The sequence below is a fragment of the Shewanella sp. DC2-4 genome (genome assembly GCF_013248875.1).
GTDB lineage: Bacteria > Pseudomonadota > Gammaproteobacteria > Enterobacterales > Shewanellaceae > Shewanella > Shewanella oncorhynchi.
Genome location: NZ_JABRVR010000002.1, coordinates 4931296 through 4952806, shown reverse-complemented (window position 1 = coordinate 4952806; position 21511 = coordinate 4931296). Strand labels below are relative to the sequence as shown.

Here is a 21511-nt window from a genome sequence, read left to right as displayed (position 1 = left end):
GGGCAGTCCCCCTGAGGGTTAAGAAATGAAGGCAATCGCCTTAGTTTTGCAGAATGCTGTTTGAAGGCCAGCTACCAAAAACACTTTATATATTAATCAAACAGATAGAGGCGTCAAGTACATCGTAAAGTTGCTTTTGGGTTGCTTTTCAGTGCTTGTCTTTGGGGTGCGGTTTGTTCGTTGGGCTCGAATTTAACTCAACGGTCGCTTTTAGGTGGCTTTTCGGTAATGCTTAGAGCGATGACCAAATATTTAGTATCAATAGATTGCTTTTCGATGGGGTTTTAGTAGGTATATCAGATGTCAGTAAACTTTGAATTAGATGAATTGGAAAGTAGAGCAAAAATAATTGTTGAAGATTTCAGCGGTATTTTTTCTCCATACGACGCTTTTTATATACATTCGATAATTTATTCAGCTAGCCGATGTTTGGAAGCTTTTGAACACTACGAATTTGCAAAGGAAAAACAGGCTGATTCAGACTACTTAATTAGTTTGGTACAAGAGGCAATAGGGCATGCGGCGGCTTTATCTCGATACTTCTGGCCGGTTTGGTATCCGGGCAAGCTAAACAAAACCCATCCCTATCAAGCAGCTCTGAGAAAAAAACGAGGCGAAAAGTTAATATCTGCTTTTGGTATGGAAGAAGACTCACCTATTCATAACAGGGATCTACGGAACGCCTGGGAACATTTTGATGAAAACTTAGACGACTACCTTCTGAAAAATGATGCTGGACATTTTTTTCCTGACTCAGCAATTGGCAATCATACTCTTGCTGACGAACCGGCCTATCACTTGTTTAAACTTCTGGACCCAGAAGCAGAATGCCTTGTCCTAATGGGGAAAAAGTACTTTTTTGGTCCAATAAAATCTGAGGTCGCAAGAATTTATGATAGGGCCAATTACCTACAGCAAAATGGATATAACTTGAAACCGTTATAGACCCCTGAGCTATAGAGCAATCATAAAGCTGGCTTACCAAACCAGCTTTATGATTATTATGTCCTATAAAAGCTCTGACAAGATTATAGAACTGCCATCTCTTAGCTCAATTAAATTATCTGGTTCAGAACAAAACCACGCATAAGTTCCCCACGCGAGTTCTGACATTGCTTTTTTGAATGGAGCGGCTGAACGATCTTGAAATGCAGTTACAAAAGCAAGATTCTGGGCAGAGAAGCCAGCTTCAATAGCTATCTCAGTTAGCTTCTGTTTACGCATAGAGTTAATTGGACCATCTGAAGCAACAATTTCAATAAAAACAAATAACATGTCACTACCGTCAGTCTTGGTCCCAAGATCAACTAAAATAACGTCAGGTAACGTTTTTGAAGGGTCAATTTTGAGCTTTAACCTACTCGCAAGATCAATACCAACCTTTTCCCCTGACTGAGACAACCATAATACGGCTGGCGTCTTTAAAAACTTCCGAGCGAATTGTTCGATCACCGCCTTACCTATTACGCCTGACGGACCAGACTCAAGCATTACTAACCCAGAATTAGGTAATGTCGCGGTTATCTGATCTGATGCTGCGGCAGTGGCATGCGCACCAAGTAATCGAATTCGACTTAAAGCGGCAGCATTAAGGTGAGAGTTCTGCCAGCTACGAATTAAAGCCTCTAAATCATCCCCAATTAAATCTACATTGAACAGAGCTGCAAATGCTTTTGACATTGCGTATTTAGGAAGAGGAGTTGTCACAGGCAAACCAGTGCGTTCAATAACGGCACCAAGGGCTATAAACCCATATCGAATAGTCTCATCTCTGACAGGTTCTCGAGAATTTGGAGCATACCAGGTCGTAACAGGCCTATCTTTCTTACTAGATAGCGCCTGCTTAACCCAAGACTGACGCTCCTCGTCCGTCAAGAGAGCAGCCTGAACATCAGACATGTCGGTTACTTGGCTTGGCCGAATCCAACGATCAGCACCTTCGACAGCTCCTGCGTAGAACATAACATAGAGAGTTCTTGCAGCCATTTCTCGGATGACATAATTACGATTTTCTGTCCCTTCAGGGAATATTAGAGGTAAGCGTTCAGCAATCACCTCCAGACTTGGTACATGTGGCCAGCTCAAGTTTGCTCTCTCCATACAATCCTGCGATACACTTCTCGATGGAGAGTCTATCAGAACCTGCTGCAATGATCTTCTCCAGCTTTTTCATATCGTCCAAGCTCGGTAAAGGCACGGCCATAAGCTCATAAGCAGAAACAGCTACACTACCGCTTATGCAACGGTATATACGGTCAAAGACCTGAGAATTAAGTAATCCGTTGATAGTTTCTACGCTCAACTCCCGTATAAGTGTATCTGCGTATACGATATTTAAATGATTTTCTACAACGACACCACCATATCGATCAATAAAGTCTTGTGGTATGACAGCACCGAGAACTCTTCGATTTTGTTCTTTAGATGTGGTTCGCTGCACCAAAACACATGAATCAGTAGTTACAAGATGTCGCTGGTTTTTTTCAATTTGAATATAAGGAACATGGTTTCTCTTCACCGAAGAGAATTTAAAGCCATTTGAAGTTACCGATTCAGCCCAAACAAGAGGTAGTGCCCCTTTTGTTTTTTCAGTACGTAACTGGCTTTTATGTCTATTCCAAACAAGTTTCCCTGTCGAAACAACGTAGCCCAGATCAGGGAGACGGGTCTTCATCTTCTTGAGTCGATTTAACAATGCAGCGTCTTCAGCTACTCTAGGGATTAGCCACGGACCATCACCTTTAATAATTGATACCTTTCCAATAGGCTCTACTCTTGCTTCGTTAAGCCCCTCCGGTACTAACAATGAAACCTTTGCCGGTGTTTTTCTTGCTGACTTTTTGAATGTTGCAAGAAGAGTTTCTTGTAAAACATCGTCAAAAACACCCTCTCTATTTGATATAAAATCAAAAGCTCGTGGCGCAGATTCATCAATTAACAGCTCACGTAATGCCTTGAAATATTGCCCACCCAAAAATGATGTAGGTGTTAAGTAAGCTATTACCCCTTCAGGCTTGGCGAGTCTTAAAGCGAGGTCGGTGAAAAGACCATATAAATTGGCATGACCAAACAGTGAGCGACTAAACTTCTCTCTAACTTCTGTATCAAGAGAAACTTTACCGTATGGAGGATTGCCTATTACCAGATCAAAATCTACAGGTGACTGGTACGTTAGAGCGTCACAAATACTGATAACGCTTTTTGCAAGCCGCCTCCTGGCAATAATGCAATGTTCTATTAATACACACTCTAATAAGACATGCGTCATCCAGGCAGCAAATGGATCTATCTCAACCCCCTTGAGCCTCTTGCCTATTTGCGCAAGCTTCCATTCACTTGAAGCATGTTTGGAACGTTGGAGCATTCGCATAGCGACTGGCGCAAGGAAAGCACCTCCGCCGCATGCAGGATCAATTACCGACGCGGTACTGAAATCAACGCCTGCTTCTTCTGCCAAATCAAGAAGCCTAGATACCAAAGGTGGCGGAGTGTAATAAGCTCCTAAATCAGATCGATAAGCAGTAGGCAACATGGCTGTATATATTGATCCGATAAGATAGCCCGCATCAATATCAGGGAATTGTGCAATCACTTTACCGGTATTTTTAGCAACATCCTCTGCATCGAGAGTAATTTCGGCCAATTCAGAATCAGTTGGGATTGAAAAAATTTTAAGCTTGCTATTGTGCCTAGCGTTAATTTCGTCCCAATAAGATTTTATTAAAGCTGCGCAATAAGACCTGGCGATTTTAAGTCGATACTGGTCATCTATGACAGAGTTAGCATAACCACGAGCCATACCTTTGCAGGCCTCATAACGAACGAGAGGCTCTGCTGACTCACTTAAAAGATCCTGAAAGTGGAAAGCGTTCATATACTTGCCCCCTCACGGTCAGGTTTTATGACCCCGACACTGTTATAAATTGTTGTTCTAGATACACCAAATCGTTTAGCTACATCGGAAACGGGTATGCTTGGATCTTTTAGTAATACCTTAATCTCTCGAATATCCTTTGGTGCGAGCTTCGGCTTTCTGCCACCTTTACGTCCCCGAGCCCTAGCAGCATCAAGTCCAGCTTTAGTCCGTTCACTAATTAAATTACGCTCAAACTCAGCTAAAGCTGCAAATACATGAAAAATCAACTTTCCAGAAGCACTATTGGTTTCAATCTGCTCTTGTAAGCTCAGGAATCCAACTCCCCGTTCATCAATCAAATTAGTCACGACTTTAACCAAATCACCCAGGCTGCGACCGAGTCTATCGAGCCTCCAAACAACTAACGTATCACCTGGCCTGAGAGCCTTTAGACAGTTATCTAGTTCTGGCCGGGCAGTACTTTTACCGCTGGCTTTGTCCTCATAAATGATTTCACAACCGGCAGCAACCAACGCATCCCGCTGGAGATGCAGGTTCTGGTCATCAGTTGATACTCTGGCATAGCCGATTCTTTGATTCATGCACGTTTTATTTACATAGTTTTTTATACGAGTATTTTAACAGATTATTGATTAAAAAACCAATCCATAGGTAAGTGTTCTAACTGTTCAATAAACGGTGGTTTTATGGACATAGACAGTATTAATTGATAAGTTTCAAATTCTTAGATATTGCATATCAAGCTGGTCGCCAGAAAGCAGACTCTCCTGTACTTGCTGCAATCTCCTAGTTAAGGCAGACTAAGTTATTAAATTAGTAAAAATTTAAGGTAATCCTCTCAGCTCATTACATAGAAAGAGGATTCGTCAAAGCGAATTGTAGGCTCAGGGGAATGGGTTATGGAAAAGCTATCTATTAAGTTGAAAAATTGCTTTGGTATATCGGATTTTAATGAGACGTTCAGCTTTGAAAAATCAAACGCACACTTAATATATGCTCCTAATGGGGTAATGAAAACTTCTTTAGCTAAAACATTTGATTGCCTTAGTGTGGACGGCGGAAAGCCAAAGGAAGTTCTCTATAATCTTGAGCCTGAATGGAGCATCAAGATCGATGACCAAGAAATACTGCCAGATGAGATATTGGTAGTTAAGCCCTTTGATGCAGAGTTTGACTCAGACAATTTATCTACATTGCTTGTTAATAGCGAGCAAAAAGCCACTTATGATTCCATTTATAAAGAAATATTAAGCGCACGAAATCAACTTTCAAAAGAATTGAACAAGTTATCAAAAGTACCCCAAGACAAAGTAGAGAAGCAATTAATTGACGATTTCGAAGTTGATAATATTTTTGAAGCGATTGAAGCCGTCCAAAATTTTAACCAAAGAAACTCAGAACTTTCAAAAATTCCATATTCAAAGATATTCGACCCGAAAGTTATTGAGTTGCTAAATGACAAATCTATTCGAGATAATATAGATGAATACAGCACTCGCTATAATGAACTCATTGATAAATCTCCTTTATTTTCTAGGGGTAAATTTAACCCAATAAATGCCGCGTCAGTTTCGAAGTCTCTTAAGAAAGAGAATTTCTTCAATGCTGAGCATAAACTTTTGATGAAGGGGAATGATGAACCTATATGTGATCAGAAGAGTCTCGATGAGCTGCTAAAAAAAGAAAGTGAGTCTATTCTTGGCGACGGTCAACTACAAACCATATCAAATAAAATAATTTCTGGCGTCGCACCAGTTAAAGCATTTCAAGAGATCATTGAGAGTAGCCCATCAGTAACCGCGTATTTAGGAGACCTAGCACACCTTAAGAAACTGCTCTGGTCGTCTTATTATGCGACTGACACGTCAGGATTTGACGGCTTACTTAGCTTATTCCAAAGCAAAAAATCAGAGCTTGCAGAAATAGAAAGGCAGGCAAGCTTAGAAAACACATTGTGGCACGAATCAAAAGAAGTTTTTAAAAGGCGCTTTTACGTTCCCTTTGGAGTCGATATTGAAGATCATAAAAATGTAATTCTAGGAACATCAGCACCAAACATGGTATTCACATTTCCAAGGGAAAATGGTGAACCGGTGAGATTCGACAGAGGTCAACTAGATTCTCTTGATTGTCTCTCACTAGGTGAACGGAGAGCTATGTACTTGCTTTATGTGATTTTCGAGTTCAAAGCAAGATTAAAATCAGGTCAAAGGTCAGTAATCATTATTGACGATATTGCAGATTCGTTTGATTATAAAAATAAGTATGCGATTGTTGAGTATCTGAGGGAGATGGCCGGAGAGGATCTGTTCAGATTAATTATACTGACACATAACTTTGATTTTTACAGGACTGTTCAAGGACGAGTCCTTGATACAGCTCAATGGGATAACTCTTTCATAGCTCAAAAGAGCGAGGGGAAAATTTCACTTCTTAAAGGGGGAAATAAGGATGTATCCAGCCCATTTGATCTCTGGAAAAAGAGTTACGATTCAAATGCTGAAATGTTCATTTCAATGATACCCTTTATAAGAAATCTTATCGAGTACCGAGATGGGTTTTCACCAGATTACAAAAAGTTAACATCAATGCTTCATATTAAAGACAATGATGATGAGCCTGATTATAAAACACGATCATTAAAAGTAGAGGATTTAGAAAATATTATTGCCAAAGTCGTACAAAAAAGAGATGTTGGCCAAAACTTCAAAAAAGATGAGCCGATCCTAGATCTCATTTACAGAACCGCTGACGATTTAGCAAAACCTCCAATTCCTACAGACACAATAGCTTTAGAGCGTAAAATAGCGCTTTCCATAGCTATACGCCTAAAAGCAGAGGAGTTTATGTGGAATAATGTGAACAATAAAACTCCCATCAAGGGTTCACAAACCGGGCGCTTGTTCAATAGAATTGTGAACGAACAGTCAGGCAACGGTGATTTTGAGCAAGTAGAGAGGGTGCTATCTCAGGTTACATTAATGACACCTGAAAATATTCACCTTAATTCGTTTATGTACGAGCCCCTAATTGATTTAGCCATGGACCATCTAATTACCCTATTCAGAGATGTTAAATCGCTCACGTTCCCTGGTGCTTAAGGCTGAGTACTGTGAGCCCAGGCTCTTAACAAAACTTGATCCACATTTACTCCTCAATTAACATAAACTATTGTTTTATAATTATATTTCACTTTCTGTATCGGAAAATAACTAACCTTAATATTATTTCCAGATAAATCAGCCCATACAATATGGGCTGATTTTTTATCTACAACCGAATATTTCCACCCATCCTCATGATTCGACGTGGCGGTAATGATCTTGCATTTGATAGGATCTTGCATAAAGCGCAAACATCAATGCCGCCAAGATGGCAAAACCAGCAAAGAAAAACATCTGAAATGCGGTAATACTGATCCCCGTCTGGGCAATTTGCTCAGTCACAGCCGGACTTTTCACACTGACGTTCGCCAGTAACACCCATAAGTTACCTACGGTCACTGATAGGGTCCAAAAACTCATGATAGTGCCTTTCATGGCTTTAGGCGCTTGGCTGTAGGCAAACTCTAGCCCAGTGGCAGAGACTAATACTTCACCAAAGGTGAGCAAAGCATAGGGCACAATCTGCCAAAATATTGATAATACCGAGCCGCCATCCATCACCAATTGAATGCTACCAACGACTATCCAGCTCACGCCCGTGATGGCAATCCCAGCCCCCATTTTACGCAAAGCAGTTAACTTTATACCCATGCGCTCAATCGCCGGATATAACACAAAGTTATTAAATGGGATCAGTAACATAACTAATAATGGGTTTAAAGCTTGCATCATGGCGGGTTCAAACCAATCAGGTTTAGACATGTCATTGGCTTGCAGTATCCAAGTGGACGCTTTCTGATCGAACAAAGACCAAAAGGGAGTCACTAACGCAAATAAGATTAAGATCCGTAGTACTGAACGCACCCCATCAACGGCGATATCCGGATGGATCCCCCTAGCCCGTTCGAGTTGCAATGAAGCCCCTGCGCCAACAAATCCCATCACAAGCACTAACGCACAACACAAACCAGCAACGATACCTAAGGTTGGAATATTCACTAAAGCATACGCGGCAGAAATTATCCCAACTAAAGCTAACACTAAACCTATGTTGGCTTGACCAGCAATTTTAGTGAGCAATGCGGTACGAATAACGGGTAAAAAACCATGGGGATTTTTCGGTTCGGGTGGCATATGCACATAGCGTTTGCGGCCTAACCAGAAGAACACAGTTGCAATAAACATCAAGACACCAGGGATCCCAAATGCGACCGCAGCACCATAATATTTCAATAGTAATGGCATCGATAACGAGGCGAAGAAGGAGCCAAAGTTAATCGTAAAATAAAACAGATCAAACGCTTTCTGCGCCAATGTTTTATTGGTTTGATCAAATTGATCACCCATAAAGGAAGAAACCAAGGGCTTAATCCCACCCGATCCGAGCGCAATTAAAAATAATCCCGTATAAAACCCTTGAATACTGTGTTCAAAAATAGCGAGAAACGCATGACCAACACAATAAATTAAACTTAACCATAAGATAGTATTGTATTTACCGAAAAAACGATCGGCAATCCAACCACCGAGTAACGGGAAAAAGTACACTCCAATGACAAAGGAATGGAACACATCCTTAGCCATAGTTCCGCGCAGTTCTTCTGGAATAGACAACAAAAGTGCTGTCATCAAGAATGGGGTAAGAATATTCCGCATACCGTAAAAGCTAAAACGTTCACAAGCTTCACTGGCTATGATGTAAGGAATTTGCCGTGGCCACTGGGGCGCATTTACGGGTGTTGTCATGGATTATCCTATTATAATTATTTGATTTTAAATGAAATTAACTTTTTAAATATATTAATTATGTATCAAGAAGCTAAAGGTAACATGTAAGCGAAACCAACCTTATATAAAGGATGCAAAAACTGCAAAAATCACGTATTGCTTCTGTGGTCCTATCCACATTTCCTTTATGATGAACATAATAATAGCCATTCAGCTATCTATTTAATTGAAATTAGTTTTAAAAACAACAACACACAGAGAAATCATAATGGCAAAGATTGAAGTAATCGTTGGTACAACATTGGGCAGTGCAGAGTATGTTGCCGACGAAATGATGGCCCAATTAACGGAGCAAGGACACCAAGTTCAAGTTCATTTAACCCCAACATTGTGCGAAATAGACACCCATGCACTGTGGATTATCGTGTCATCAACTCATGGAGCTGGTGATCTTCCAGATAATATTCAGCCTTTTTTCAACGAAATTACCGAGCAAAAACCGGATCTCAGCCAAGTAAACTTTGCCTTATGTGCAATTGGTGACTCAAGTTACGATACCTTTTGCCAAGGCCCAGAAAAATTAATTTCGGCCATTCAAGACTGCGATGCAAAAGCCTTTGTGGATAAGATCCAGATCGATGTACAGCTTGATCCTGTGCCGGAAGACCCAGCCCTTGCATGGTTAGCACAATGGCAACAGGACATTTAAGATCGCTTATTGGATAAGGTCCCGATCTATGTACAGTTTAGATCCTATTTATCCACAATTTACTTATTTAAAGTATAAACATGTGGATAAGCTATTATTTAGATCTGATCAACCTCTGTACTATTCACAGTCCGATCTGCTTAATGATCCGCCTTGTGGATAAGTAGGCGATCTATCCCCATGTTTAATGACATTAGATCGCGATCAGATCACAGGATCAAGATCGCGCTAATTAATGATTTATATAATGAATTTGGGTTATGCACAGAAAAACGCGATCCTAATAGTAAACATAATAAGAAGATCTATATAAAGATCTTAAGATCTATTAGTCCGGATCATCTCGATCGAACAGCGTAAAATGATCATTCACCTAAGACGAAGCAAATGCTAAAATGCTCGGCTCGTACTGAGTCTCTTAGCAATTGAAGGTAGTGGCATGCATTTTCATGAACGGTTTGATGTTATTGTTGTTGGTGGTGGTCATGCCGGAACTGAAGCCGCGTTGGCAGCAGCAAGAATGGGATCAAAAACATTATTACTAACGCACAATATCGATACGTTAGGACAAATGTCATGTAATCCAGCGATCGGTGGCATAGGCAAAGGCCATTTAGTGAAAGAAATTGACGCCTTAGGTGGTGCAATGGCAATCGCAACCGATTATGCAGGGATCCAATTTAGAACCTTAAATTCAAGTAAAGGCCCAGCAGTACGAGCAACACGTGCACAAGCTGACCGTGCACTGTATCGTCAAAAAATCCAAAATATATTACAAAACCAACCTAACTTACGTATTTTCCAACAAGCCGTAGATGACTTAATTGTTGAAAATCATCAAGTAGTTGGTGTAGTTACCCAAATGGGTTTAGCTTTTGAATCTCCAGCTGTTGTATTAACAACAGGTACATTCTTAAGCGGCAAAATTCATATAGGCTTAGAAAACTACAGCGGTGGCCGTGCAGGCGATCCACCAGCGATTGCTTTAGCAAATCGATTACGTGAATTACCGATCCGAGTCGGCCGTTTAAAAACAGGTACACCGCCACGCATCGATGCAAACACGATCGATTTTTCTCAAATGGCTGAACAGAAAGGCGATTCTCCGTTACCTGTCATGTCATTTATGGGGGATGTCAGTCATCATCCAAAACAGATTTCTTGCTGGATCACTCACACCAATGAAAAAACCCATGAAATTATTCGTGGTGGTTTAGACAGAAGCCCTATGTATTCAGGCGTCATCGAAGGTATTGGTCCACGTTATTGCCCATCGATTGAAGACAAGATCCACCGCTTTGCGGATAAATCTTCGCATCAGATCTTCATCGAACCAGAAGGTTTAAATACCAATGAGATCTATCCTAATGGGATCTCTACTAGCTTACCTTTCGATGTACAGTTGAATTTAGTACGTTCGATCAAAGGCATGGAAAACGCAGAAATCATGCGTCCAGGTTATGCGATCGAATACGATTATTTCGATCCAAGAGATCTGAAAAACTCATTAGAAACCAAAGCGATCAACGGTTTATTCTTCGCAGGCCAAATAAACGGCACTACAGGTTATGAAGAAGCTGGTGCTCAAGGTTTGTTAGCAGGCATGAATGCCTCACTGCAAGTACAAGGCAAAGAAGCCTGGTGTCCACGCCGTGACGAAGCATATCTTGGAGTACTAGTTGACGATTTATCAACTCTAGGTACCAAAGAACCGTACCGCATGTTTACTAGCCGTGCCGAATACCGTTTGCTACTTCGTGAAGATAACGCTGATATTCGCTTAACGGCAAAAGGTCGCGAATTAGGTTTAGTTGACGACACTCGCTGGGCGGCATTTAGTGAGAAGTTAGAATCGATCGAACTTGAGTTACAACGTTTGCGCGCTCAATGGGTACATCCAAATTCACCTTTGATCCATGCGTTAAACCCACACTTGAATACGCCGATCTCTCGCGAAGCATCATTTGAAGAATTACTGCGTCGTCCAGAAATGGATTACAGTAAGTTGATGCAGATCGAAGGTTTTGGTCCAGGGCTTGAAGATCCACAGGCGGCTGAGCAAGTTCAGATCCAAGTTAAGTATTCTGGTTATATTCAACGTCAGCAGGAAGAGATCAACAAAGCTGTGCGTAATGAGAACACAGGTTTACCTTTGACGCTCGATTACAAAGAAGTACCAGGCTTGTCGAACGAAGTGATTGCTAAGTTAAATAACCACAAACCAGAAACCATAGGCCAAGCGTCACGGATCTCTGGTATTACGCCTGCGGCTATTTCAATTTTGTTAGTTCACCTCAAAAAGCGTGGCTTATTACGTAAGAGTGCGTAAAAGCTAGCTTAATCGCTGCTTAGGTCATAGAAGGGAAGCATTCAGGCTTCCCTTCATCGTTTTCGGGCTTCATAATAGCCTTCGCGTTCATAATCGTATCTTTGTTGAGGTTGCTCAGTGTTATCTGCCCAGTTAGAGGCTTATTTAGCCGAAATTAATTTGCCCGCCACCGCCGAGCAGAAAAAACAACTAATTGATTTTGTTGGCATGCTCAACAAATGGAATAAAGCCTATAACCTGACATCGGTGAGAGATCCCGAAGCTATGCTGATCCGTCATATCATGGACAGTTTAGTGGTTTCAAAACACCTGCAAGGTGAACGTTTTATCGATGTAGGCACTGGACCGGGTTTACCTGGGATCCCATTAGCCATTATGAATCCCGATAAACAATTTGTGTTATTGGATAGCTTAGGTAAACGTATTCGTTTTCAAAAACAAGTGTCCTTTGAATTAGGCATACATAACATCAGCTCAGTTGAAAGCCGTGTAGAAGCGTATCAACCGGAGGATAAATTCGACGGTGTATTAAGTCGTGCATTTGCCTCAATCCAAGATATGCTGACTTGGTGTCATCATCTCCCCGCTGAACACGGACAGTTTTATGCACTCAAAGGCCAGTTGAATGATGAAGAGATGCAACATATTCCAAGTGGATTTGTGGTGAAAGAAGTTATCGAGCTTAAGGTGCCTAAACTCGATGAAAAAAGACATTTATTGAAGATAATCAAAGAATAACAGGCTTAAAAGTGATAAATAAATCATTTATAAGCAAGGGCAATAAACCAGCATTTACATACAGGGTGATATTGTGGGTAAAGTGATTGCCGTGGCTAACCAGAAAGGTGGCGTAGGAAAAACAACTACTTGCGTTAACCTCGCCGCTTCGTTAGCAGCAACAAAACGTAAAGTATTATTGATCGATCTCGATCCTCAAGGTAATGCCACCATGGGGAGCGGTGTCGATAAGTATGACGTAGCTAATACAGCCTATGAATTATTGGTTGAAGAAAAATCCTTCGACGAGATCGTCATTAAAAACACTGCGGGTAAGTATGATCTGATCGCCAGTAATGGCGATGTCACTGCGGCAGAAATCAAATTGATGGAGTTTTTTGCCCGTGAGATTCGTTTGCGTAACGCACTCGCACCGATCAAAGATCAATATGATTATATCTTTATCGACTGCCCTCCTTCATTGAACATGTTGACCGTAAACGCTATGTCTGCGGCCGACTCTGTACTCGTGCCTATGCAGTGTGAATATTACGCCCTCGAAGGCTTAACAGCGCTGATTGATACCATCACTAAGCTTGCTGCTATGGTTAATCCTGGACTTGGCATCGAAGGCATTTTACGTACTATGTATGATCCGCGTAATCGTTTGTCTAATGATGTGTCCGATCAGCTAAAACAACATTTTGGTGACAAAGTCTATCGTACCGTTATCCCACGTAATGTGAGGCTGGCAGAAGCACCAAGTTTTGGAGCGCCTGCTATGTATTACGATAAATCGAGTGCTGGCGCTAAGGCGTATCTAGCGCTTGCGGGTGAAATGATCCGTCGTTCAGAACAACAAACTCAGGCTAAGCAAGCGTAAAGGATCACCATGACGTTGAAAAAAAGAGGATTAGGCAAAGGGTTAGATGCCCTACTGAGTAACAGCCATGCCGCCAGTAAAAAGCACACTGACGAAGCTGATGTTGTCGATAAAAAAGAAGAGCTTATCCATCTCGATTTAGACTTATTACAGCCAGGTAAGTATCAACCTCGTAAAGACATGTCCCCCGAAGCGTTGGAAGAACTGGCACACTCTATCCGCAATCAAGGCATTATTCAGCCTATCGTTGTGAGACAAGTGACGAATAACATGTATGAGATCATTGCGGGTGAACGTCGTTGGCGTGCTGCGCAACTTGCTGGCTTGAATAAAATCCCCTGCATTGTAAAGCAAGTAGCTGATGAAGCCGCTGTTGCTATTGCTTTGATTGAAAACATCCAGCGTGAAGACTTAAATGCCATGGAAGAAGCCATTGCATTGCAACGTTTAATGCAAGAGTTTGAACTGACTCACCAACAGGTTGCCGATGTTGTGGGAAAATCCAGAGCGAGTGTATCTAACTTGTTACGTTTAAACGGCTTAAATGAGCCTGTTAAGCGTCTACTTGAGTATGGCGACATTGATATGGGTCATGCTCGCGCTTTGTTGGCAATTGAGGGAGAAGAACAAACAAATCTTGCGAGATTAGTGGCCGCTAAGGAATTAACCGTTCGCGAAACTGAACGATTAATTAATCAAACCTTAAATCCGCCTAAACAAGCCGAAACTACGACTAAAGATCAAGATGTTTGTCGTTTAGAGCAGCAGTTAATTGAAAGATTAGGTGCCAAGGTTTCGATCGCTCATAGCAGTAAGGGCACGGGTAAAATTGTAATTAACTATCAGAATCTGGCTGAATTAGACGGAATTCTTAGTAAAATTCATTAATGTCTGTAGATTAACAGTTTTTAATGTAAATTTGTGACAGATGCTAATCTTACATTTTAACTCGTTTGGCGCGAGATCACGTTAAAAGTGTTGTTTTTCCTTATCTCAAAGTTGCAATGAAGGCGTGAAAAGGTATACTTTCGCAAGCTTTTTGTGCATCGACATAAATACGGGTATTTGTCATCCGGTCATCGAAACAAAAAGTATGAATGCGGAGAGGATGAATTGAGTAAGGTTTTAGCGCGTCGTGGCCGGTGGTCAGCCTATAAATTGGTGATGATGCAGGCGGCGGTCGCTGGGGGTGCTTCAATTCTCTTTTTCGCCGTGTGGGGAGTTCAGTTTGGCTATTCTGCATTAGCAGGTGGTTCAATCGCTGTGCTCCCTAATTTTGTATTCGCAACCCTCGCTTTCTCCCACACGGGAGCAAGTTCAGCTGCAAAAGTCATAAAGACTTTTTACTGGGGGGAAGCGGTAAAGTTGCTGTTAACCATCGCAATGTTTTCGTTTGTGTTTATCAATCTTAAGGTCGCTTTTATGCCGCTTTTTGTTTGTTATGTGCTGACGCTAATCGTGCATTGGACAGCTCCTTTATACTTCAAGCAAAGTTAAGTGGGATGAATCATGGCTGCAACTGGTGAAGCGTTAACACCGCAGGGCTATATCCAACATCACCTTACCAACTTAAGTGTTGGTGAAGGCTTTTGGACATGGCACATTGATTCGTTGTTCTTTTCGGTTGGTCTTGGTGTTCTGTTCCTGTGGATTTTCCGCAGCGTTGGTAAAAAAGCGACTTCCGGTGTTCCTGGCAAACTGCAATGTTTTGTTGAGATTATCGTCGAGTTCGTAAATAACAGCGTGAAAGAAAGTTTTCATGGCCGCAATGCTCTGATCGCGCCTTTAGCTCTGACCATTTTTGTATGGGTATTCATGATGAACTTCATGGATATGATCCCTGTAGATTGGCTGCCTCACGCAGCAAGTTTAATGGGTATTCCCTATCTAAAAGCGGTTCCGACGACTGACGTTAACATTACTTTTAGCTTAGCTATTGGTGTGTTCGTGCTGATTATTTTTTACAGCATTAAGGTCAAAGGTGTGTCTGGGTTTGTTAAAGAATTGACACTACAGCCCTTTAACCATAAGGCAATGATACCCGTCAACCTCCTATTAGAGACTGTTACTTTGATTGCTAAGCCAATTTCATTGGCATTGCGACTCTTTGGTAACTTGTACGCAGGTGAGTTGATCTTCATCCTTATTGCGCTGATGTATGGTACCAACTTGTTATTATCTACCCTAGGTGTGACTCTGCAACTGGGCTGGTTAATATTCCACATTTTGGTTATCACGCTGCAGGCGTTTATCTTCATGATGTTGACCATTGTTTATTTAAGCATGGCGCATGAAGATCATTAAGGATTGCTGAAGAAATTTTAAACTAAATCATCAACTAATATAGATTTAGATACTGGAGATACAGATGGAAACGATTTTAGGCATGACAGCTATCGCTGTTGCTCTGCTGATTGGTATGGGTGCTCTTGGTACTGCAATCGGTTTCGGCTTATTAGGCGGTAAGTTCTTGGAAGGCGCTGCGCGTCAACCAGAAATGGCTCCTATGCTACAAGTTAAAATGTTCATCGTAGCGGGTCTTCTTGACGCCGTAACTATGATCGGTGTTGGTATCGCATTATTTATGCTATTTACCAACCCACTGGGTGCAATGCTGTAAAAAACGCTTCTGTCTTAACTCTAAATAGGAGGCTGTTGTGAATTTCAACGCTACCCTAATCGGTCAGACGGTCGCCTTTATCATCTTCGTGTGGTTTTGCATGAAGTTTGTATGGCCCCCTTTGATGAATGCCATCGAAGAGCGCCAAAAAAGGATTGCTGACGGTCTAGCTGATGCTGATCGTGCGGTAAAAGACCTGGAGTTGGCACAAGCGAAAGCGACTGACCAACTAAAAGAAGCCAAGGTAACGGCTAATGAAATTATTGAGCAAGCTAACAAGCGTAAAGCTCAAATAGTTGAAGAAGCCAAAACCGAAGCAGACGCTGAGCGTGCTAAAATCATCGCTCAGGGTAAAGCAGAAATTGAAGCTGAACGTAATCGCGTCAAAGAGGATCTGCGTAAGCAGGTTGCTACTCTTGCCATCATGGGTGCTGAGAAGATCCTTGAGCGTTCTATTGATCCAGCCGCCCACAGTGACATAGTTAATAAACTAGTCGCTGAAATTTGATAAGGGAGTTGAGTTATGGCTGAATTAACCACCATCGCTCGCCCTTACGCAAAGGCAGCTTTTGACTTTGCTATTGAACAAGATGCAGTGGATTCTTGGGCTGAAATGCTCACGTTTGCCGCATTGGTGAGTGAAAACGAAACCATGCAACCACTGTTAGCTGGCTCTTTAGCCAGCACTAAGCTCGCAGCACTCTTTATTAGTGTGTGTGGTGAGCAAGTCAATGTGCAAGGTCAGAACCTGATAAAGGTAATGGCTGAAAACGGTCGCTTAAAGGTGCTACCTGCTGTATCTCAGTTATTTACTGAATACCGTAATGAGTGGGCAAAAGAAGTAGAAGCCGATGTGGTTTCTGCAACTGAGCTGAGCTCTGAACAACAACAGCAGATTAGTATTTCTTTAGAGAAACGTCTCGCACGCAAAGTTAAGCTGAATTGTAGCACTGACGCCGCGCTCATCGCCGGTGTAATCATTAAGACAGGAGACCTAGTCATCGATGGCTCGGTCCGCGGTAAGTTATCGCGTCTGTCTGATAAGCTGCAGTCGTAATTGGGAGTTTGAGCATGCAACTGAATTCCACTGAAATCAGCGATCTGATTAAGCAGCGGATCGAGCAGTTCGAAGTCGTTAGCGAATCTCGTAACGAAGGTACTATCGTTGCGGTAAGTGACGGCATCATCCGCATCCACGGCCTAGCCGACGTGATGCAAGGTGAGATGATCGAACTGCCTGGTAACCGTTTTGCAATCGCGTTGAACCTTGAACGTGATTCTGTCGGTGCCGTAGTAATGGGTCCTTATGCTGATTTAGCAGAAGGCGTAAAAGTGAAAACGACTGGCCGTATTCTGGAAGTTCCAGTTGGCCGCGGTCTTCTTGGCCGCGTTGTTAACACTCTAGGTGAGCCAATTGACGGTAAAGGACCTATCGATAACGATGGTTTCTCGCCAATTGAAGTTATCGCACCAGGTGTTATTGAACGTCAGTCTGTTGATCAACCAGTTCAAACTGGTTATAAAGCCGTTGATGCCATGATCCCTATCGGTCGTGGCCAGCGTGAATTGATCATTGGCGACCGTCAAACTGGTAAAACAGCAATGGCGATCGACGCAATTATCAACCAGAAAAATTCTGGCATTAAATGTGTGTACGTCGCGATTGGCCAAAAGGCTTCTACTATCGCTAACGTAGTACGCAAGCTAGAAGAACACGGTGCTTTAGCTAACACTATCGTTGTTGTTGCAACTGCTTCTGAAGCCGCTGCTCTACAATACTTAGCGCCATATTCTGGTTGTTCTATGGGTGAATACTTCCGTGACCGCGGTGAAGATTCTTTGATCGTATACGATGATTTGTCTAAGCAAGCAGTTGCTTATCGTCAAATTTCGTTACTGCTCAAGCGTCCACCAGGCCGTGAAGCTTACCCAGGTGACGTATTCTATCTACACTCACGTTTATTAGAGCGTGCATCACGCGTTAACGCGATTTATGTAGAAAAGTTCACTAAAGGTGCAGTAACTGGCAAAACTGGTTCTTTAACCGCGCTGCCGATTATTGAAACGCAAGCGGGTGACGTTTCTGCATTCGTACCGACCAACGTAATTTCTATTACCGATGGTCAGATCTTCCTTGAGACCGATCTGTTTAACTCTGGCCTACGTCCAGCGGTTAACCCAGGTATTTCTGTTTCTCGTGTTGGTGGTGCGGCTCAGACTAAGATCATCAAGAAACTGTCTGGTGGTATTCGTACCGCACTAGCACAGTATCGTGAGCTTGCTGCGTTCTCGCAATTTGCATCTGATCTTGACGATGCAACACGTGCTCAGCTTGAGCATGGTGTGCGTGTTACCGAACTGATGAAGCAAAAGCAATATGCTCCTATGAGCGTAGCCGCTCAAGCTGTGTCTATTTTCTCAGCTGAAAAAGGTTACCTGAAGAGTGTTGAGCTGAATAAGGTCGGTAATTTCGAAGCCGCTCTGCTCTCGTTCATGAACAGCGAGCATGCTCCTTTAATGAAGCTTATCAATGATACTGGCGATTATAGCGCTGATATCGAAGCTGAATTAAAAGCTGGCCTCGACAAGTTCGTAGCAACCCAAACCTGGTAACAATGATAGAGGTGTCTTAAGACACCTCAGGTCCAGATTGGAGAGTAGAGATGGCCGGCGCTAAAGAGATTAAAACCAAGATCGCGAGTGTGAAAAACACTCAGAAGATCACGTCCGCCATGGAAATGGTGGCAGCCAGCAAAATGCGCAGAGCGCAGGAACGCATGGCTGCGAGCCGTCCATATGCGGAAAGCATGCGTAAGGTGATCGGTCACGTCGCGCAAGGTTCTCTCGAGTATAAACACCCCTATTTGGAGGTGAGAGAGGCTAAGCGGGTTGGTTACATTGTTGTAGCAACCGACCGTGGCCTTTGTGGTGGTCTGAACGTTAACCTTTTCAAAAAGGTTATTGCAGACGTGAAAAGCTGGAAAGCCCAAGGTGCAGAATTTGAATTTTGCCCTATCGGTGCACGTAGTGTGCAGTTTTTCAAAAACTTCGGTGGACAAGTGTCTGCTCACGCTTCAGGTTTAGGCGATGCTCCAAAGCTCGCTGACTTGATCGGGACAGTCGGTGTCATGCTAGAAGCTTACAACGAAGGCAAGCTGGATCGTCTGTACGTGGTATTTAACAAATTTGTGAATACTATGACGCAGACTCCTGTGATCGAGCAGCTGCTACCTTTGCCTAAATCAGAAGATGATGAAACTGCTCATCGTTGGGATTATATCTACGAGCCAGATCCAAAAGCACTTTTGGATACTTTATTGGTCCGTTATGTAGAATCTCAGGTTTACCAAGGTGTTGTTGAAAACATTGCCTCTGAACAAGCTGCCCGTATGGTGGCAATGAAGTCGGCAACAGACAACGCGGGTGAGCTTATCAACGACTTGCAACTGGTCTATAACAAGGCCCGTCAGGCTGCGATTACGCAGGAACTGTCGGAAATTGTTTCTGGTGCCTCTGCGGTTTAGGTTAGGTAACGAATACAAGTTTTAGAGGATTAATCATGAGCACAGGTACTGTTGTCCAAGTGATTGGCGCGGTTGTGGACGTAGAGTTCCCACAAGATGCCGTACCTCAAGTATATGACGCTCTGAAAATCGTAGGTGAAGGCCCGTGTAATGGTTTGGTGCTGGAAGTTCAGCAACAGCTAGGTGGTGGTGTAGTTCGTACCATCGCTATGGGTTCTTCTGACGGTCTGCGTCGTGGTCTTGAAGTAGTAAACTCAGGTTCACCTATTACTGTTCCAGTTGGTACCGCCACTCTTGGCCGTATCATGAACGTATTAGGCGAGCCTATTGATGAAGCGGGTCCAATCGGTGAAGAAGAGCGTTATGTCATTCACCGTACAGCTCCTTCATACGAAGATCAATCAAGCTCTACTGAACTGTTAGAGACTGGCATCAAGGTTATCGACCTTGTTTGTCCATTCGCTAAAGGTGGTAAAGTCGGTTTGTTCGGTGGTGCGGGTGTTGGTAAAACAGTTAACATGATGGAACTGATTAACAATATCGCTAAAGCCCACTCGGGTCTTTCTGTATTCGCCGGTGTAGGTGAACGTACTCGTGAAGGTAACGACTTCTACTACGAGATGAAAGATTCTGGCGTTCTCGACAAAGTGGCCATGGTTTATGGTCAGATGAACGAGCCTCCAGGTAACCGTTTGCGTGTTGCACTGTCTGGTCTGACTATGGCAGAGAAGTTCCGTGACGAAGGTCGTGACGTACTGTTGTTCGTTGACAACATCTATCGTTATACCTTAGCCGGTACTGAAGTATCTGCACTGTTAGGTCGTATGCCTTCTGCGGTAGGTTATCAACCAACATTGGCTGAAGAGATGGGCGTTCTGCAAGAGCGTATCACTTCAACGAAGACGGGTTCTATTACTTCTGTACAAGCGGTATACGTACCTGCGGATGACTTGACCGATCCGTCACCAGCAACAACCTTCGCTCACTTAGATGCGACTGTTGTACTGTCACGTCAAATTGCTTCTCTGGGTATTTACCCAGCGGTTGACCCATTGGATTCGACTTCACGTCAATTAGATCCATTGGTTGTTGGCCAAGAGCATTATGACGTTGCTAACGGCGTGCAAACTGTACTGCAACGTTACAAAGAGCTGAAAGACATTATTGCGATTCTGGGTATGGACGAATTGTCTGATGAAGACAAGACTGTCGTATTCCGTGCTCGTAAGATTGAGCGTTTCTTATCTCAGCCTTTCTTCGTAGCAGAAGTCTTTACTGGATCTCCTGGTAAGTACGTTTCTCTGAAAGACACTATCCGTGGCTTTAAGGGTATTTTGAACGGTGAGTTTGATCACCTGCCAGAACAAGCGTTCTACATGGTTGGCTCAATCGATGAAGTCATCGAGAAAGCGAACAAAAAGAAATAACTAAGTATTCATACTTAGTTTTTTAAGGAGAACGGGATGGCAGCCATGACAGTACATCTTGATATTGTAAGCGCAGAGAGCAAAATCTTCTCTGGTCGTGTAGCTTCGCTGCAAGTGACTGGTTCTGAAGGTGAGTTGGGCATAATGCATGGCCACGCTCCTTTGCTTAGTTATATCAAACCTGGCATGGCGCGCATCGTCAAGCAAGACGGCAGTGAAGAAGTGTTTTACCTTTCAGGTGGTATTCTGGAAGTGCAGCCTTCTTCTGTCTCCGTATTGGCTGATGTGGTTATGCGTGCCAAAGATATTGATGAGCAAGCGGCATTAGAAGCTAAGCGTCGTGCAGAAGCCCATATGGCAACTGCTGGCGCTGACTTCAATTATGACGCGGCTATGGTTGAGTTAGCTAAGGCTATGGCTCAATTACGTGTTGTTGAAACCATCAAGAAAAACATTGCCAGATAAGGTTATTGTTTGTGAAAAAAGGCGACCATAAGGTCGCCTTTTTTGTGTCTAAAAATGGGATAGATTGGCATTCTTGCATGTCTTTGATTGATTAGCATCGCTATCTACTTCGCTTTTCGATGTGCTTT

General features: G+C 42.8%; 20 protein-coding genes. 16 read left to right on the top strand and 4 right to left on the bottom strand.

The annotated features are described in order from the left end of the window. The first annotated feature begins 300 nt into the window (after positions 1-300). Positions 301-945: a hypothetical protein gene (locus HQQ92_RS22390; RefSeq protein WP_173248478.1), complete on the top strand. Its 645-nt coding sequence runs from the start codon at positions 301-303 to the stop codon at positions 943-945. 63 nt (positions 946-1008) lie between these two features. Here HQQ92_RS22390 and HQQ92_RS22385 read toward each other — a convergent pair whose 3' ends face one another. Genes HQQ92_RS22385 through HQQ92_RS22375 form a run of 3 tightly spaced genes read right to left on the bottom strand, consistent with a single transcriptional unit; the run spans position 1009 to position 4458 of the window. Next, positions 1009-2085, bottom strand: a complete 1077-nt coding sequence (locus tag HQQ92_RS22385; protein WP_002015199.1) for a BsuBI/PstI family type II restriction endonuclease — start codon at positions 2083-2085, stop codon at positions 1009-1011. Next, a complete protein-coding gene (locus tag HQQ92_RS22380; RefSeq protein ID WP_001747920.1) occupies positions 2045-3874 on the bottom strand; it encodes a class I SAM-dependent DNA methyltransferase in 1830 nt (609 codons plus the stop codon). Before HQQ92_RS22380 ends, HQQ92_RS22385 begins: the two co-directional genes overlap by 41 nt. Next, positions 3871-4458 (bottom strand): recombinase family protein, encoded by a 588-nt coding sequence (locus HQQ92_RS22375; RefSeq protein ID WP_011791296.1) that lies wholly within the window; start codon positions 4456-4458, stop codon positions 3871-3873. The genes HQQ92_RS22380 and HQQ92_RS22375 overlap by 4 nt, the downstream gene beginning before the upstream one ends. Positions 4459-4776: 318 nt before the next feature. Between HQQ92_RS22375 and HQQ92_RS22370 the strand changes: the two genes are divergently transcribed. Next, a complete protein-coding gene (locus tag HQQ92_RS22370; RefSeq protein ID WP_173248476.1) occupies positions 4777-6978 on the top strand; it encodes an AAA family ATPase in 2202 nt (733 codons plus the stop codon). Between the two features lie 195 nt (positions 6979-7173). Here HQQ92_RS22370 and HQQ92_RS22365 read toward each other — a convergent pair whose 3' ends face one another. Beyond that, positions 7174-8727 carry an oligopeptide:H+ symporter gene (locus HQQ92_RS22365; RefSeq protein ID WP_173248474.1) on the bottom strand — a complete coding sequence of 518 codons (1554 nt, stop codon included), beginning with the start codon at positions 8725-8727 and terminating at the stop codon, positions 7174-7176. Between the two features lie 250 nt (positions 8728-8977). Between HQQ92_RS22365 and mioC the strand changes: the two genes are divergently transcribed. The 14 genes from mioC (at position 8978) to HQQ92_RS22295 (ending at position 21383) form a co-directional block, all read left to right on the top strand. Next, positions 8978-9418: an FMN-binding protein MioC gene (mioC, locus tag HQQ92_RS22360; RefSeq protein ID WP_105250799.1), complete on the top strand. Its 441-nt coding sequence runs from the start codon at positions 8978-8980 to the stop codon at positions 9416-9418. A gap of 439 nt (positions 9419-9857) precedes the next feature. Next, the gene (gene mnmG / locus HQQ92_RS22355) at positions 9858-11747 is read left to right on the top strand and encodes a tRNA uridine-5-carboxymethylaminomethyl(34) synthesis enzyme MnmG (protein WP_113941417.1); all 1890 of its coding nucleotides are present in this window, start codon (positions 9858-9860) and stop codon (positions 11745-11747) included. A gap of 117 nt (positions 11748-11864) precedes the next feature. Then, positions 11865-12485: a 16S rRNA (guanine(527)-N(7))-methyltransferase RsmG gene (rsmG, locus tag HQQ92_RS22350; RefSeq protein ID WP_173248472.1), complete on the top strand. Its 621-nt coding sequence runs from the start codon at positions 11865-11867 to the stop codon at positions 12483-12485. Between the two features lie 73 nt (positions 12486-12558). Further along, a complete protein-coding gene (locus HQQ92_RS22345; RefSeq protein ID WP_105250796.1) occupies positions 12559-13347 on the top strand; it encodes a ParA family protein in 789 nt (262 codons plus the stop codon). A gap of 9 nt (positions 13348-13356) precedes the next feature. Beyond that, positions 13357-14235 (top strand): ParB/RepB/Spo0J family partition protein, encoded by an 879-nt coding sequence (locus HQQ92_RS22340; RefSeq protein ID WP_105250795.1) that lies wholly within the window; start codon positions 13357-13359, stop codon positions 14233-14235. A gap of 225 nt (positions 14236-14460) precedes the next feature. Next, a complete protein-coding gene (locus HQQ92_RS22335; protein ID WP_105250794.1) occupies positions 14461-14844 on the top strand; it encodes an ATP synthase subunit I in 384 nt (127 codons plus the stop codon). A gap of 12 nt (positions 14845-14856) precedes the next feature. After that, entirely contained in the window at positions 14857-15651 is a 795-nt protein-coding gene (gene atpB, locus HQQ92_RS22330; RefSeq protein ID WP_105250793.1) for a F0F1 ATP synthase subunit A, read from the top strand. A 64-nt stretch (positions 15652-15715) separates the two neighbouring features. After that, a complete protein-coding gene (gene atpE, locus HQQ92_RS22325; protein WP_006083840.1) occupies positions 15716-15967 on the top strand; it encodes a F0F1 ATP synthase subunit C in 252 nt (83 codons plus the stop codon). A gap of 37 nt (positions 15968-16004) precedes the next feature. After that, positions 16005-16475, top strand: a complete 471-nt coding sequence (atpF, locus tag HQQ92_RS22320) for a F0F1 ATP synthase subunit B (RefSeq protein WP_006083841.1) — start codon at positions 16005-16007, stop codon at positions 16473-16475. A gap of 15 nt (positions 16476-16490) precedes the next feature. Next, on the top strand, positions 16491-17024 hold the full coding sequence (gene atpH / locus HQQ92_RS22315; RefSeq protein ID WP_006083842.1) for a F0F1 ATP synthase subunit delta: 534 nt from the start codon (positions 16491-16493) through the stop codon (positions 17022-17024). Positions 17025-17038: 14 nt separating this feature from the next. Then, on the top strand, positions 17039-18580 hold the full coding sequence (atpA, locus tag HQQ92_RS22310; protein WP_168827626.1) for a F0F1 ATP synthase subunit alpha: 1542 nt from the start codon (positions 17039-17041) through the stop codon (positions 18578-18580). 50 nt (positions 18581-18630) lie between these two features. Next, complete coding sequence (gene atpG / locus HQQ92_RS22305; RefSeq protein ID WP_006084762.1) at positions 18631-19491, top strand: F0F1 ATP synthase subunit gamma; 861 nt, start codon at positions 18631-18633, stop codon at positions 19489-19491. A 35-nt stretch (positions 19492-19526) separates the two neighbouring features. Beyond that, on the top strand, positions 19527-20918 hold the full coding sequence (atpD, locus tag HQQ92_RS22300) for a F0F1 ATP synthase subunit beta (protein ID WP_105250791.1): 1392 nt from the start codon (positions 19527-19529) through the stop codon (positions 20916-20918). A 36-nt stretch (positions 20919-20954) separates the two neighbouring features. After that, positions 20955-21383: a F0F1 ATP synthase subunit epsilon gene (locus HQQ92_RS22295; RefSeq protein WP_105250790.1), complete on the top strand. Its 429-nt coding sequence runs from the start codon at positions 20955-20957 to the stop codon at positions 21381-21383. The last annotated feature ends 128 nt before the right edge of the window (positions 21384-21511 follow it).